At 58.3% G+C, this 13770-nt stretch carries 14 protein-coding genes; all 14 read right to left on the reverse strand.

Annotated features, from left to right (window positions below):
- Positions 1–18: 18 nt before the first annotated feature.
- The 14 genes from glmU to mnmG all read right to left on the reverse strand — a co-directional run bounded on the left by glmU (position 19) and on the right by mnmG (position 13237).
- Positions 19–1380, reverse strand: coding sequence for a bifunctional UDP-N-acetylglucosamine diphosphorylase/glucosamine-1-phosphate N-acetyltransferase GlmU (gene glmU, locus AC13EY_RS15810; RefSeq protein WP_482877555.1), 1362 nt, complete (start codon positions 1378–1380; stop codon positions 19–21).
- A gap of 204 nt (positions 1381–1584) precedes the next feature.
- A complete protein-coding gene (locus AC13EY_RS15815) occupies positions 1585–2028 on the reverse strand; it encodes a F0F1 ATP synthase subunit epsilon (protein WP_088275877.1) in 444 nt (147 codons plus the stop codon).
- Positions 2029–2070: 42 nt separating this feature from the next.
- A complete protein-coding gene (atpD, locus tag AC13EY_RS15820; RefSeq protein WP_088275878.1) occupies positions 2071–3447 on the reverse strand; it encodes a F0F1 ATP synthase subunit beta in 1377 nt (458 codons plus the stop codon).
- Between the two features lie 35 nt (positions 3448–3482).
- Complete coding sequence (gene atpG, locus AC13EY_RS15825) at positions 3483–4346, reverse strand: F0F1 ATP synthase subunit gamma (protein WP_088275879.1); 864 nt, start codon at positions 4344–4346, stop codon at positions 3483–3485.
- 76 nt (positions 4347–4422) lie between these two features.
- Positions 4423–5967, reverse strand: coding sequence for a F0F1 ATP synthase subunit alpha (gene atpA / locus AC13EY_RS15830; protein WP_228246014.1), 1545 nt, complete (start codon positions 5965–5967; stop codon positions 4423–4425).
- Between the two features lie 29 nt (positions 5968–5996).
- Positions 5997–6533: a F0F1 ATP synthase subunit delta gene (locus tag AC13EY_RS15835; RefSeq protein WP_228246015.1), complete on the reverse strand. Its 537-nt coding sequence runs from the start codon at positions 6531–6533 to the stop codon at positions 5997–5999.
- An 11-nt stretch (positions 6534–6544) separates the two neighbouring features.
- Positions 6545–7015 carry a F0F1 ATP synthase subunit B gene (locus AC13EY_RS15840; protein ID WP_088275883.1) on the reverse strand — a complete coding sequence of 157 codons (471 nt, stop codon included), beginning with the start codon at positions 7013–7015 and terminating at the stop codon, positions 6545–6547.
- 65 nt (positions 7016–7080) lie between these two features.
- Positions 7081–7335 carry a F0F1 ATP synthase subunit C gene (gene atpE / locus AC13EY_RS15845; protein ID WP_088275884.1) on the reverse strand — a complete coding sequence of 85 codons (255 nt, stop codon included), beginning with the start codon at positions 7333–7335 and terminating at the stop codon, positions 7081–7083.
- A gap of 71 nt (positions 7336–7406) precedes the next feature.
- Positions 7407–8282: a F0F1 ATP synthase subunit A gene (gene atpB / locus AC13EY_RS15850; RefSeq protein ID WP_088275885.1), complete on the reverse strand. Its 876-nt coding sequence runs from the start codon at positions 8280–8282 to the stop codon at positions 7407–7409.
- A gap of 18 nt (positions 8283–8300) precedes the next feature.
- The gene (locus tag AC13EY_RS15855; RefSeq protein WP_088275955.1) at positions 8301–8699 is read right to left on the reverse strand and encodes a F0F1 ATP synthase subunit I; all 399 of its coding nucleotides are present in this window, start codon (positions 8697–8699) and stop codon (positions 8301–8303) included.
- 299 nt (positions 8700–8998) lie between these two features.
- On the reverse strand, positions 8999–9859 hold the full coding sequence (locus tag AC13EY_RS15860; protein ID WP_228246016.1) for a ParB/RepB/Spo0J family partition protein: 861 nt from the start codon (positions 9857–9859) through the stop codon (positions 8999–9001).
- 17 nt (positions 9860–9876) lie between these two features.
- Positions 9877–10680 (reverse strand): ParA family protein, encoded by an 804-nt coding sequence (locus AC13EY_RS15865; RefSeq protein ID WP_228246017.1) that lies wholly within the window; start codon positions 10678–10680, stop codon positions 9877–9879.
- Between the two features lie 17 nt (positions 10681–10697).
- Positions 10698–11333 carry a 16S rRNA (guanine(527)-N(7))-methyltransferase RsmG gene (gene rsmG, locus AC13EY_RS15870; protein WP_434006952.1) on the reverse strand — a complete coding sequence of 212 codons (636 nt, stop codon included), beginning with the start codon at positions 11331–11333 and terminating at the stop codon, positions 10698–10700.
- A gap of 5 nt (positions 11334–11338) precedes the next feature.
- On the reverse strand, positions 11339–13237 hold the full coding sequence (gene mnmG / locus AC13EY_RS15875) for a tRNA uridine-5-carboxymethylaminomethyl(34) synthesis enzyme MnmG (RefSeq protein WP_228246018.1): 1899 nt from the start codon (positions 13235–13237) through the stop codon (positions 11339–11341).
- Positions 13238–13770 lie beyond the last annotated feature (533 nt).

Below are 13770 nucleotides of genomic sequence, written 5' to 3' on the forward strand. Positions count from 1 at the left end.
GCTATTGCCAACCGCCTCTCACTGTTTTGACGGTCGCTTCCAGCCTTCGATGTTGCGCTGACGTGCACGACTGACGCCCAGACTATCGGCCGGAATATCCGCAGTGATGGTTGACCCTGCAGCGGTGGTTGCCCGAGCGCCGACCGTGACCGGGGCAACCAGCGCCGTATTGGTACCGATAAAGGCGCCCTCTTCAATCGTGGTCAGATGCTTGTTGACCCCATCGTAATTGCAGGTGATGGTGCCAGCGCCGATGTTCACTCTAGGGCCGACCTCCGCATCGCCGATATAGGACAGGTGGTTGACCTTGGAGCCTTCGCCGATATTGGCTTTCTTGGTTTCCACAAAGTTGCCGATCCTGGCACCGCGTGCCAGGTTGGTGCCGGGGCGCAAGCGCGCGTAAGGACCCACATCGCAATCAGCGGCCAGCGTTGCGTCTTCGATATGGCTGAACGCCTTGATATGGCTTCCTGCGCCAATGCGGCAGTTGCGCAGCACGCAGTTGGCGTCAATGATGACGTCGTCCTCAATGACAACGGTCCCTTCCAATACCACATTGACGTCGATGCTGATGTCTCGGCCAGCGGTTACCTCACCCCGCACATCGATGCGCAACGGATCGGCCAGCGTTACGCCTTCTGTCATCAGTCGCTCAGCCTGGCGGCGGCGGTACTCGGCTTCCAGCACCGCCAACTGCACGCGGTTGTTGGCGCCCAGCACTTCCGGTTCATCTTCCGGTTGGGCCACTTCAACCTGCACCTGCTCTGCCACCGCCATGGCGACAACGTCAGTCAGGTAGTACTCGCCCTGTGCATTCTGGTTGGACAGGCTGTTCAGCCAGCGGGCCGCCTGGCTGCCCGGGAGCGCCATGATGCCGGTGTTGCCTTCGGTGATCAGCAACTGCTCGGCCGAGGCGTCCTTCTGCTCGATGATGGCCTGCACCTGACCCGATGCATCACGGACGATACGACCATACCCCGTTGGATTGACCATATTGACCGTCAGCATGCCCAGCGCCTGTGTCCCCGCCTGTTTGCTCAGCTTCTCCAGCGTCTCGGCCCGCAGCAAAGGTACATCTCCATACAGCACCAGAATCTGGTCTGCATCTACAATGGCCGGCAGCGCCTGGGCAACGGCATGGCCGGTACCCAGTTGCTCGGACTGCAGCACCCAGTTCAGGTCTTCAGCATCCAGGTGTTCACGCACCAGTTCGGCACCGTGCCCGATAACAACATGAATCTTCGTCGGCTTCAGGGTTCTCGCGCAGTCAATCACATGCCCCAGCATGGGTTTTCCGGCGACCGGATGCAGCACCTTCGGCAGTTTGGAACGCATGCGGGTGCCCTGACCGGCGGCGAGAATAACGACGTGAAGATTCATCTGGGAAACATCCTGTGAAAAATGGCAGTGCGCGCATTCTAGCAAAGCCGAGCGGCGCAAGCCGCACGCTGCACAGGGTCATCGCGCCAGCCTGCAACTAATCGCCTGATAGCCGTTGCAGCTGTCGAGACGCAAAAAAAAACCGCCCGGCTTGGCGCCGTGCGGTTTTTCCTGCAGCTGGCGGCTTGAAGCTTGCCGCCAGCCTTACCGGTTGTTGAGCGCCGGTCCGCCGTACTTCTTGCGAAGTTCCTGCACTGTCCGCAATTGGGCCGCGGCCTCGGCAAGACGGGCAGAAGCCGAACCGTAGTCGAATTCTGCGCCTTTCTCGCTGAGGGCGAGTTCTGCGGCTTTCTTTGCTTCCAGAGCGGCTGCCTCGTCGATGTCACCAGCACGGATTGCCGTGTCAGCGAGCACCTTGACCACTTTCGGCTGAACTTCCAGGAAACCACCGGAGATGTAAAACACCTCTTCTGTGCCATCCTGCTTGATCACCCGAATGGGGCCCGGCTTGAGGTCGGTCAGCAGCGGTGCGTGGCCGGGCATGATGCCCAGGTCACCCAGGTTACCGTGTGCAATGACACTCTCTACCAGGCCCGAGAACAGCTCTTCTTCCGCGCTTACGATATCGCAGTGCACTGTCATAGCCATTGTATCGCCTCGGTCTTGCGCCCCCTTGCGGGGGCACACCCATTACAGTTTCTTCGCTTTCTCGATCGCTTCGTCGATGGTACCAACCATGTAGAAGGCCTGCTCGGGCAGGTGATCGAATTCGCCTTTGAGGATGCCACCGAATGCACGGATGGTCTCTTTCAGCGGAACGTACTTGCCGGGCGCACCGGTAAATACTTCAGCAACGAAGAACGGCTGGGACAGGAAGCGCTGGATCTTACGAGCGCGCGCTACCAGTTGCTTGTCTTCTTCAGACAGCTCGTCCATACCGAGAATCGCGATGATGTCCTTCAGCTCCTTGTAGCGCTGCAGAACATACTGAACGCCACGAGCAACGTCGTAGTGTTCCTGACCGATTACCAGCGGATCCAGCTGACGGGAGGTGGAATCCAGCGGGTCAACGGCCGGGTAGATACCCAGAGACGCGATGTCACGGGACAGTACGACAGTCGCATCAAGGTGCGCGAAGGTCGTTGCCGGAGACGGGTCAGTCAGGTCGTCCGCGGGAACGTATACGGCCTGAATGGAGGTGATGGAACCGGTCTTGGTGGAGGTAATACGCTCCTGCAGAACGCCCATCTCTTCAGCCAGAGTCGGCTGGTAACCTACCGCGGACGGCATACGACCCAGCAGAGCGGATACTTCGGTACCGGCCAGGGTGTAACGGTAGATGTTGTCGATGAACAGCAGAACGTCACGACCTTCGTCACGGAACTTCTCGGCCATGGTCAGACCGGTCAGTGCAACGCGCAGACGGTTACCCGGCGGCTCGTTCATCTGGCCGTATACCAGGGCTACCTTGTCCAGTACGTTGGAATCCTTCATCTCGTGATAGAAGTCGTTACCTTCACGAGTACGCTCACCTACACCGGCGAATACAGAGTAACCGCTGTGCTCGATCGCGATGTTACGGATCAGCTCCATCATGTTTACGGTTTTGCCTACACCGGCACCACCGAACAGACCAACCTTACCGCCCTTGGCAAACGGACAAACCAGGTCGATAACCTTGATGCCGGTTTCCAGCAGCTCGTTGGAGCCAGCTTGCTCGTCGTAGCTGGGAGCAGCGCGGTGAATACCCCAACGCTCTTCTTCACCGATCGGACCAGCTTCGTCGATCGGGTTGCCCAGTACGTCCATGATGCGGCCCAGGGTCTTGACCCCGACCGGTACGGAGATGTTGGCACCGGTGTTGGCAACGGTCAGACCGCGCTTGACACCTTCAGTGGTACCCATGGCGATGGTACGTACAATGCCATCACCCAGCTGCTGCTGAACTTCAAGGGTCAGGCCCTTGTCGGTTACTTGCAGCGCGTCATACACCTTCGGCACGTCTTCGCGCGGGAATTCCACGTCGATGACGGCGCCGATGATTTGAACGATACGTCCGCTACTCATTTGTTGGTTCCTCTAAATGGTTGAAACCGTTACCGTTAAACCGCGGCGGCGCCGCCGACGATTTCCGAAATTTCCTGAGTGATCGCTGCCTGACGAGCCTTGTTGTAGATAAGCTGCAGGTTGCTGATAAGATCACCAGCGTTGTCAGTCGCGTTCTTCATCGCGATCATCCGTGCAGCCTGCTCACAGGCATTGTTCTCGACCACCGCCTGATAGACCTGGGACTCGATGTAACGAACCAGCAGTCCATCCAGCAGCTGTCGTGCGTCGGGCTCGTACAGATAGTCCCAGCTGCCTTTCTGCGCGCCTTCCTCTTCGGAAGCGACCAGCGGGATCATCTGATCCACCTTGGGCTGCTGAACCATCGTGTTGACGAAGCCGTTGCTGACCAGGTACAGACGGTCGATGCGACCTTCGTTGTAGCCATCCAGCATCACCTTGACGCTACCGATCAGATCGTTCAACGCAGGCTGTTCGCCCAGGTTGCTGATCGCTGCGACAACGTTTCCGCCGTAGCTGCGAAAGAAGGAAGCGCCCTTGCTACCGATCACACAGAGCTCGGTTTCAACGTTGCGGTCACGCCACTCTTTCATGCTGTTGACCAGGGCCTTGAACAGGTTAGTGTTCAGACCACCGCAGAGACCACGATCCGAGCTGACCACGATGTAACCCACCCGCTTGACTTCACGCTCTTGCATGAACGGATGGCGATACTCGGGGTTGGCGTTGGCCAGATGACCAATCACCTGCTGGATACGCTCAGCGTAGGGACGGCTGGCGGCCATGCGCTGTTGTGCTCTGCGCATCTTGCTGACCGCCACCTTTTCCATGGCGCTGGTGATCTTCTGCGTACTTTTAATACTCGCGATCTTACCGCGAATCTCTTTTGCGCCTGCCATGTCACACCCTTTCAGGTTTGCCCTTGGCCGGGTCGCACGATGCGGGGCTCAGCTCATGCTGCGCCCCGCTGTCGGCTTACCAGCTCTGGGTTGCCTTGAACTTCTCGATGCCGGCCTTGATGGCAGCTTCGATATCGTCGTTGTAATCGCCCTTCTCGTTGATCTTGGCAAGCAGGTCTGCGTGCTCGGACTTGAAGTAGGCGATCATGGCTTTCTCGAAAGCACCGACCTTGTTCTGCTCGACATCGGTCAGGAAGCCTTTCTCGGCAGCAAACAGGCTGACACCCATCTCGGCGACGGACATCGGAGCATACTGGTCCTGCTTCATCAGCTCGGTAACGCGCTGACCATGCTCCAGCTGCTTGCGGGTGGCTTCGTCCAGGTCAGATGCAAACTGGGCGAAAGCTGCCAGTTCACGATACTGAGCCAGAGCGGTACGGATACCACCAGAGAGTTTCTTGATGATCTTGGTCTGAGCCGCGCCACCAACACGAGATACCGATACACCGGCGTTAACGGCCGGACGGATACCCGAGTTGAACAGGTTGGATTCCAGGAAGATCTGGCCGTCGGTGATGGAGATCACGTTGGTCGGTACGAACGCAGAAACGTCGCCAGCCTGGGTTTCGATGATCGGCAGAGCGGTCAGCGAGCCAGTCTTGCCAGTTACGGCACCGTTGGTGAACTTCTCGACGTACTCTTCGGAAACGCGGGAAGCGCGCTCCAGCAGACGGCTGTGGAGATAGAACACGTCGCCCGGATAGGCTTCACGTCCCGGAGGACGACGCAGCAGCAGGGAGATCTGACGGTAGGCAACAGCCTGCTTGGACAGGTCATCATAGATGATCAGAGCGTCTTCGCCGCGGTCGCGGAAGTATTCACCCATGGTGCAGCCGGCGTAGGGAGCCAGGAATTGCAGGGCAGCCGGGTCGGAAGCGGAAGCGGCAACGATGACGGTGTGAGCCATTGCATCGTGCTCTTCCAGCTTGCGTACCACGTTGGCGATGGTCGACTGCTTCTGACCTACTGCCACGTAGATACACTTAACGCCAGAACCTTTCTGGTTGATGATCGCATCGATCGCCATAGCGGTCTTACCGGTCTGACGGTCACCGATGATCAGCTCACGCTGACCGCGACCTACCGGAACCATCGCGTCGACGGCCTTGTAGCCAGTCTGGATGGGCTGGTCGACCGACTTACGCCAGATTACGCCCGGAGCAACCTTTTCAACCGCGTCGGTGTGCTTGGCGTTGATGTCGCCCTTGCCATCGATCGGGTGGCCCAGTGCGTTGACCACGCGACCCAGCAGTTCCGGACCAACCGGAACTTCCAGGATGCGGCCGGTGCACTTGACGGTCATGCCTTCGGCCAGACCCAGGTAGTCACCCAGAATTACAGCACCAACGGAGTCCTGCTCCAGGTTGAGTGCCATACCAAATACGCCTTCGGGAAACTCGAGCATTTCCCCGTACATTACATCGGCGAGACCGTGAATCCGCACAATACCGTCAGATACGGAAAGAATCGTACCTTCGTTACGTGCCTGAGAAGCGATATCGAGCTGCTCGATCCGCTTCTTGATGATGTCACTGATCTCTGATGGATTCAGTTGTTGCATGCCTTTATCCTCAAAACCTTATGCTGAAATCAGGAGCCCAACGACTCGGCCAGTTTGGTCAGTTTTCCGCGCACGGAGGCGTCGATGACCAAGTCGCCGGTGCGAACAACCAGTCCACCAATCAGTGACTTGTCCACAGCCGCTTCGATCTGCACATTGCGATCGAGCTTGCGGGACAGCGCCTCGGCCAGCTTCTGCTGCTGCTCTGCAGTCAGCTCGAAAGCCGAGCTCACATTGATGTCGATGGTACGCTCAAGATCAGCTCGGAAGCTGTTAAATAGCGTCGCGATCTCGGGAAGCAGGGCAAGCCTGCGATTATCGGCGAGGATCGTCAGAAAGTTGCGTTGCTCTTCGCTCACCGATTTCCCGGTGCAGTCGAGGATGACGTCGGCTTTCTTCTGTTCCGCCAGACCCGGATCGGTCAGCAGCTGGCGAGTTGCCTCGTCTGCGGCCACCTGGCCAGCAGCGTTCAGCACCTCGGCCCATTCGGCCAGGGCCTGTTGGGCTTTTGCCCGCTCAAATGCCGCTTTGGCGTAGGGGCGGGCCAGCGTAATCAGTTCTGCCATGATGACCTCGCTTAGAGTTCGGCTACCAGCTTGTTCAGCATGTCACCGTGCTTGTCAGCGTCGACAGAAGTTTCCAGAATCTTCTCGGCGCCGGCGACTGCGATGGCAGCAATCTCGGCACGCAGAGCGTCTCTGGCCTTGATGCGCTGCTGTTCGATTTCCGCCTGGGCCTGAGCCAGGATCTTCTCACCTTCCTTGCGAGCATCCTCTTTGGAGGCTTCAACAATCTGGTTGGCACGCTTGTTAGCTTGCTCAATCAGAGCTGCTGCCTGCTCTTTGGCCTGACGCAGTTCCTGGGCCGACTTTTCTTGAGTCAGTTCCAGGTCCTTGGCGGCGCGATCAGAGGCTGCAAGGCCATCTGCGATCTTCTTCTGGCGCTCCTGCAGAGCAGCAATGACCGGAGGCCATACATACTTCATGCAGAACACCACGAAGATGAAGAACGCGATCGCTTGACCGGCTATCGTCAAATTGATGTTCACGTCTTCACCTCTTGCCTGTCGTATTCATTACCTTCAAGTTGAAGTCGCCGTTGCCGGCGACTGCATTACGCAACTTGGGCAAGGAAGGGGTTGGCAAAGGTGAAGAACAGAGCGATACCAACACCGATCATGGTTACGGCGTCGAGCAGACCGGCGACGATGAACATTTTAACCTGCAGAGCGGGGATCATTTCCGGCTGACGCGCAGCGCCTTCCAGGAATTTGCCACCCAGGATACCAAAGCCGATAGCGGTACCCAGTGCGCCCAGGCCAATCAGCAGTGCTACGGCAATCGCGGTCATTCCAACTACAGTTTCCATTTAAAGCTCCCAGTTTTCAGTTAATTGCAAGTTATGGGTTTTCGGGTAGAACTAAATCGTTATCGCCTGAATCAGTGACTGTCTTCGTGCGCCATGCTGAGGTACACGATGGTCAGCATCATGAAGATAAATGCCTGCAGCGTGATGATCAGAATGTGGAAGATAGCCCACGGCACGGACAGAGCCCACTGAGCCCAGAAGGGCAGCAGAGCGATCAGGATGAAGATCAGCTCGCCGGCGTACAGGTTACCGAACAGACGCAGGGCGAGAGAGACCGGCTTAGCCAGCAGGCTGACGCCTTCGAGCAGCAGGTTGACCGGAATCAGCAGGATCTTCAGGAAGATGTTGCTGGAGGAGAAGGGATGCAGGGTCAGCTCACCGAGGAAGCCACCAACACCCTTGACCTTGACACTGTAGAAGATGATCAGCGCGAATACCGACAGGGACATGCCCAGGGTAGCGTTGACGTCGGTGGTCGGGACGACCTTCATGTATTCGACGCCGGCCATGTGGAACAGCTGCGGCAGGAAGTCGACGGGGATCAGGTCCATGAAGTTCATCAGGAAGACCCAGCAGAAGATGGTCAGCGCCAGCGGTGCAATGACCTTGTTGCGGCCGTGGAAGGTTTCCTTGACGCTCTGATCAACGAACTCGACCATCAGCTCAACGAAGTTCTGCAGGCCACCTGGGACGCCGGACGTGGCCTTCTTGGCCGCCATGCGGAACAGGAACAGGAACAGCGCACCGAGGAAAATGGACCAGCCCATGGTATCAACGTGGATAGCCATGAAGCCCATGTCGGACGCTTCCTGAGCGCCATGAGCCATGGTCCAGGTGTCCTGGGTCAGAACGGTACCATCGGTACGTTCGTAACCGGCCGGGAGTTTCCCGTAGGTCAGGTTCTGAAGGTGGTGCTTGATGTAATCTGATGCGGTAGCGCCTGCCATAACGTTCTCTCAGGTCCTTTAGCTATGCTGCGTTTTTCCACCCATTACTGCAGGTGTTAGCCAGTTCGTGACCAGCATGATCGCAAATGTAAGAAACAGTGCCGATTCGTCTATCGGCTTAATACTTTTGAACGCTATCGCAAAGAGGACAGCGCAGAGGATGAGCTTGCCGGCCTCACCCTTGTAAAAAGAACCCATGATCTGCTTCGCAGCCCGCGCACCGGTGTAACGGAACGCCTTGATCGCGAAATACACATTGGGCAGGAGGAAGATGAAGCCTCCTGCCAGGGCGGAATACGCCGCCACAGGGCTTTTAATCCAGAAAAGCGCCCCCATCAAAAACACGACGACAGCCTGGAACGCGAACCACTTGATCAGCGGGGGACGACGAATGGCATTGGTCTTCACAGTCGTCATCAGTACTCGGTACCCCTGCGGGTGGTGCATGCGTGAATAAATTGCCGGGCTGCCCTCAAAGCGCCGTGATTATATGTGTTCGACCCCGCAGAGGCAACCAAACCGGTCCCGTACTACACGCCGCTAAGGCGCATGCTGCCTGATCTGCGCGGCACTGCCGGCGCGTTTGGTTGTGCGCCGGAGCCAGGCACTACATGTTGTGGTTTGAATCGATTCAGCGACGCGCTGCAGTCATCTTTTGTAATAATTGACGACCGCCGCAACGCCAGCAACGACGCTGGCTTTGCGCTCAAAAGAGCTTAGCGGATGTGTTCGAGAATGCCATCGAGCTCGTCAAGCGAGCTGTAGCTGATCACCAGACGTCCCTTGCCGCGGGCACCATGCTGCAGCTTCACTTCTGCGCCCAAGCGCTCGCCGAGGTCCTGTTGCAGACGCTCGATATCCGGGTTGGTGCGCTGTTGTGTCGCATCCCTTTTCGGGCTCAGCCACTGGCGAACCAGCGCTTCGGTCTGACGAACGGTCAACCCCTTGGCCACCACCTGACGGGCAGCCACTGTTTGCTGCTCGGCCGGCAGACCAAGCAAGGCCCGGGCATGACCCATTTCCAGGTCGCCGCGCTCAAGCATCAGCTTGACGTCTTCGGGCAGGCTCATCAGGCGCAACAGGTTGGTAATACTCACCCGCGACTTGCCAACCGCGTCAGCCACCTGCTGCTGGGTCAGTTCGAATTCCTGCTGCAGACGCTGCAGGGCGATGGCTTCCTCGATCGGGTTGAGGTCTTCGCGCTGGATGTTCTCGATCAGTGCCATGGCGATGGCGGCTTCATCCGGCACCTCGCGGATCACCGCCGGAATGCTGTCCAGGCCGGCCAGCTGACTGGCGCGCCAGCGACGTTCGCCGGCGATGATTTCGTACCGCCCCTCGCCGATCGGCCGAACGACAATCGGCTGCATCACACCCTGGGCACGAATCGACCCCGCCAGCTCTTCGAGTGCCTGCGGGTCCATGTCACGGCGTGGCTGATACTTGCCACGCTGCACCAGGTCGACCGGCAGCTCCTTGAGAATCTGATCCTGGCTTTCGCCGTCCGCTGTCGGCGCAACACTGGCACCCAGCAATGCGTCCAGTCCCCGTCCCAAGCCGCGTTTCTTGCCCGCCATGCCTGATGTCCTTGTAGTCAATCGTTCAAATCGGTAACGGCAGCCGCCTTGGCTGCCTGCTTGCTGCGGCGTACCACCTCGCCGGCCAGTGCCAGATAGGCGACGGCGCCACGGGACTGCTTGTCGTAGGCCAGTGCCGGCATGCCGAAACTGGGTGCTTCGGCCAGTCGCACGTTACGTGGAATCACAGTCTGATACAGCTTGTCGCCAAAATGCGCGCTGAGCTGGGCCGACACATCCAGCGTCAGGCTGTTGCGCGGATCGTACATGGTCCGCAACAGGCCCTCGATCTGCAGGTTCGGGTTGAGCACCGAGCTGATCCGGCTGATGGTATTGACCAGCGCCGACAATCCTTCCAGCGCGTAGTATTCGCACTGCATCGGAATGACCACGCCATCGGCGGCAACCAGACCATTGACCGTCAGCATGTTCAGCGATGGCGGGCAGTCGATCAGGATGAAGTCGTAGTGATCGCGGGCGTTGACCAGCGCGTAACGCAGCCGGCTTTCCTTCATCTTGGTGTTGATCAGCTCGACTTCGGCAGCAGTCAGGTCGCCGTTGGCCGGCAGCAGGTCATAGCCACCGTGCTCCGAACGACAAACCGCATCGGCAAACTCGCATTGACCGGTCAGCAATTCGTAGACCGAGTTATCCAGATTGGCCTTGTCGATACCGCTGCCCATGGTCGCATTGCCCTGAGGATCAAGATCGATCAGCAGCACCTTGCGTTTGGTCGCAGCCAGCGAGGCGGCGAGATTGATCGTGGTGGTGGTCTTTCCCACACCGCCCTTCTGGTTGGCAATTGCCAGCACCTTGCCCACGTTCAGCCCCCTTGATATCAGCCCTGATCCATCCGTCGCAGTATCAACAGATGGCGGCTGCCAACGCAACCGGGAACCTGTAATTGTGCACTGCTCTCAAGCTTAAAGTCGACCGGCAACGCAGCCAGCTCTTCGTCGGGGTAAACGCCCTTCATCGCCAGCCAGCGGGTTTGTTCGGTACCTAGATGACGGGTCAGCTGGGTAAAGTCGGCCAGCGAGGCAAACGCGCGCGAGGTAATACCATCAAACGGCTGGCCTGGCTCGAACGCCTCGACCCGGCTGTTGACCACCTGCAGATTGGTCAGCCCCAATTCGTTTTTAACCTGGGTGAGAAACCGGGTCTTCTTGCCATTGCTGTCGAGCAGGGTGAACTCACGCTCGGGAAACATGATCGCCAGCATCACGCCGGGCATACCGCCACCGCTGCCGACATCCAGCCAGCGCTGACCTTCGATGAACGAGACGATGCTCAGACTGTCGAGCAGGTGACGGCTGACCATTTCGTTCGGGTCGCGCACCGCGGTCAGGTTGTACGCCTTGTTCCACTTGTTCAGCAGGGCCATGTAGCCCAGCAGTTTTTCCTGTTGCTGCTCGCTCAGGGCGACACCCAGCTGCCTTGCGCCCTGCGCCAGCTCTACCGCATGTTGACTCATTGCGCTTATGCCTCCCGGGCCAGCGAGCTATCGCCGAGGGCGTTGCGTTTTTTCAGATGGATCAGCAGCAGGCTGACGGCCGCCGGCGTCACGCCGGGGATACGTGAGGCCTGCCCCAGGGTCTGCGGGCGCACATCGGCCAGCTTGGCACGAATTTCATTCGACAGCCCGTTCAGGCTGGCGTAATCCAGGTCTTCCGGCAGGCGAGTCTGCTCGTGCTGACGCAGACGCTCGATTTCTTCCTGCTGACGTTCGATATAACCGGCGTACTTGGCCTGAATCTCGACCTGTTCGGCGGCATCGGCCGGAATGTCACTTGCACCGGTCAGTTCGACCAGTGCGGTGTAATCCACTTCCGGGCGGCGCAGCAGATCCAGCAGGCTGTATTCGTGGGTCAGCGGCGTACGGTACTGCGCACTATAGGCCTTGCCCTGCTCGCTGTTCGGCTGCATCCAGGTGCTGCGCAGACGCTGGGTTTCCTGTTCGATGGCTTCACGCTTGGCGTTGAAGACCGCCCAGCGCTCATCATCGACCAGACCCAGCTCGCGGCCCTTTTCGGTCAGGCGCAGGTCGGCGTTGTCTTCACGCAGTACCAGACGGTACTCGGCACGGGAAGTAAACATGCGGTACGGCTCGCGGGTGCCCATGGTGATCAGGTCATCGACCAGCACGCCGATGTAAGCCTCGTCACGGCGCGGGCACCAGGCGTCGCGCTCCTGTGCACGCAGTGCGGCGTTGAGACCTGCCAGCAAACCCTGAGCACCGGCTTCTTCGTAACCGGTGGTGCCGTTGATCTGACCGGCGAAGAACAGACCGTCGATGACCTTGGTTTCCAGCGAGTACTTGAGGTCCTGCGGATTGAAGTAATCGTACTCGATGGCGTAACCGGGGCGCAGGATGTGCGCGTTCTCCATACCCTTGATCGAACGGACGATCTGCAGCTGCACATCAAACGGCAACGAGGTCGAGATGCCGTTCGGATACAACTCGTGGGTAGTCAGGCCTTCCGGCTCGATGAATACCTGGTGCTGATCCTTGTCGGCAAAGCGATGGATCTTGTCTTCGATCGACGGGCAGTAACGCGGGCCAATGCCTTCGATGACCCCGGTGTACATCGGCGAGCGATCCAGGTTCTCGCGGATGATATCGTGGGTGCGCTCGTTGGTATGGGTAATCCAGCAGTTGACCTGCTCCGGATGCATTGCTGCATTGCCCATGAACGACATGACCGGAATCGGCGTATCACCTGGCTGTGGCGTCATCTGGCTGAAATCGACACTGCGACCGTCGATGCGCGGCGGGGTGCCGGTTTTCAGCCGATCCACCCGCAGCGGCAGTTCACGCAGGCGCTGCGCGAGTGCGATGGCGGGCGGATCGCCCGCGCGACCGCCGGAGTAGTTGTCCAGACCGATGTGAATCAGGCCACCGAGGAAGGTGCCGGTGGTCAGTACCACGTTGTCAGCCAGAAAACGCAGACCCATCTGGGTAACCACGCCACGAACCTGCTGGTTTTCGACAATCAGGTCATCGCAGGCCTGCTGGAAGATCCATAGGTTTTCCTGATTCTCCAGGGTATGACGAATAGCCGCCTTGTACAGCACTCGGTCAGCCTGGGCACGGGTGGCACGCACGGCTGGGCCTTTGCGGCTGTTCAGAACACGAAACTGGATACCGGCCTTGTCGGTAGCCAGTGCCATCGCACCACCCAGCGCATCGATCTCCTTGACCAGATGGCTCTTGCCGATCCCGCCAATCGCCGGGTTGCAGCTCATCTGACCGAGGGTTTCGACGTTATGGCTGAGCAGCAGGGTTTTCACCCCCATACGGGCAGCAGCGAGTGCAGCTTCGGTACCGGCATGGCCACCGCCTACCACTATGACGTCAAAACGGCTGGGGAAATCCACCTGTCACCTCGATTGTCAGGCCTGTGCCTGACGCGGAAAAAAGGGACTGATTATAGGCCCAAGGGGAAAAAATTGCAGCTTTGGCTGAACACTTTTTGTACAACGTGCCGAGTGTGGAAAAACGTCCAGATAGATATAGATAAGAAAAGAAAGATTTATATAAACCTTGAATTAGTTAATGTATATACGTAGCCACTTTTCTGTGAATAACTCATATAAATCCTTATAGATCAGAATCTTGCACAACTCAAAAGGTTGTGTGAAAGCGGTCGTTGGATGGGGGTGCAAGCGGTGCGTTGCCTGTGGGTAACTGAGGTGTTTATCCACAGGGGGATTTCACCTCAGGCTGTCCCCAGGGTTATCGACCGGGTTGGGGCCGGGTTTTCCACAGACCTTATACGCCGTTTTTTCACTTTTACCGCGCTGTTCGGGTGCATGCTTATAGCTATGCTGTGCAGATTGCACATGCATTTGCGCATCGATGCTCGCTCTTCACCGGGAAATCCATGGACTGGCACAGCGGTTGCTAAATC

The sequence above is a fragment of the Halopseudomonas sp. L-58 genome, assembly GCF_056859475.1.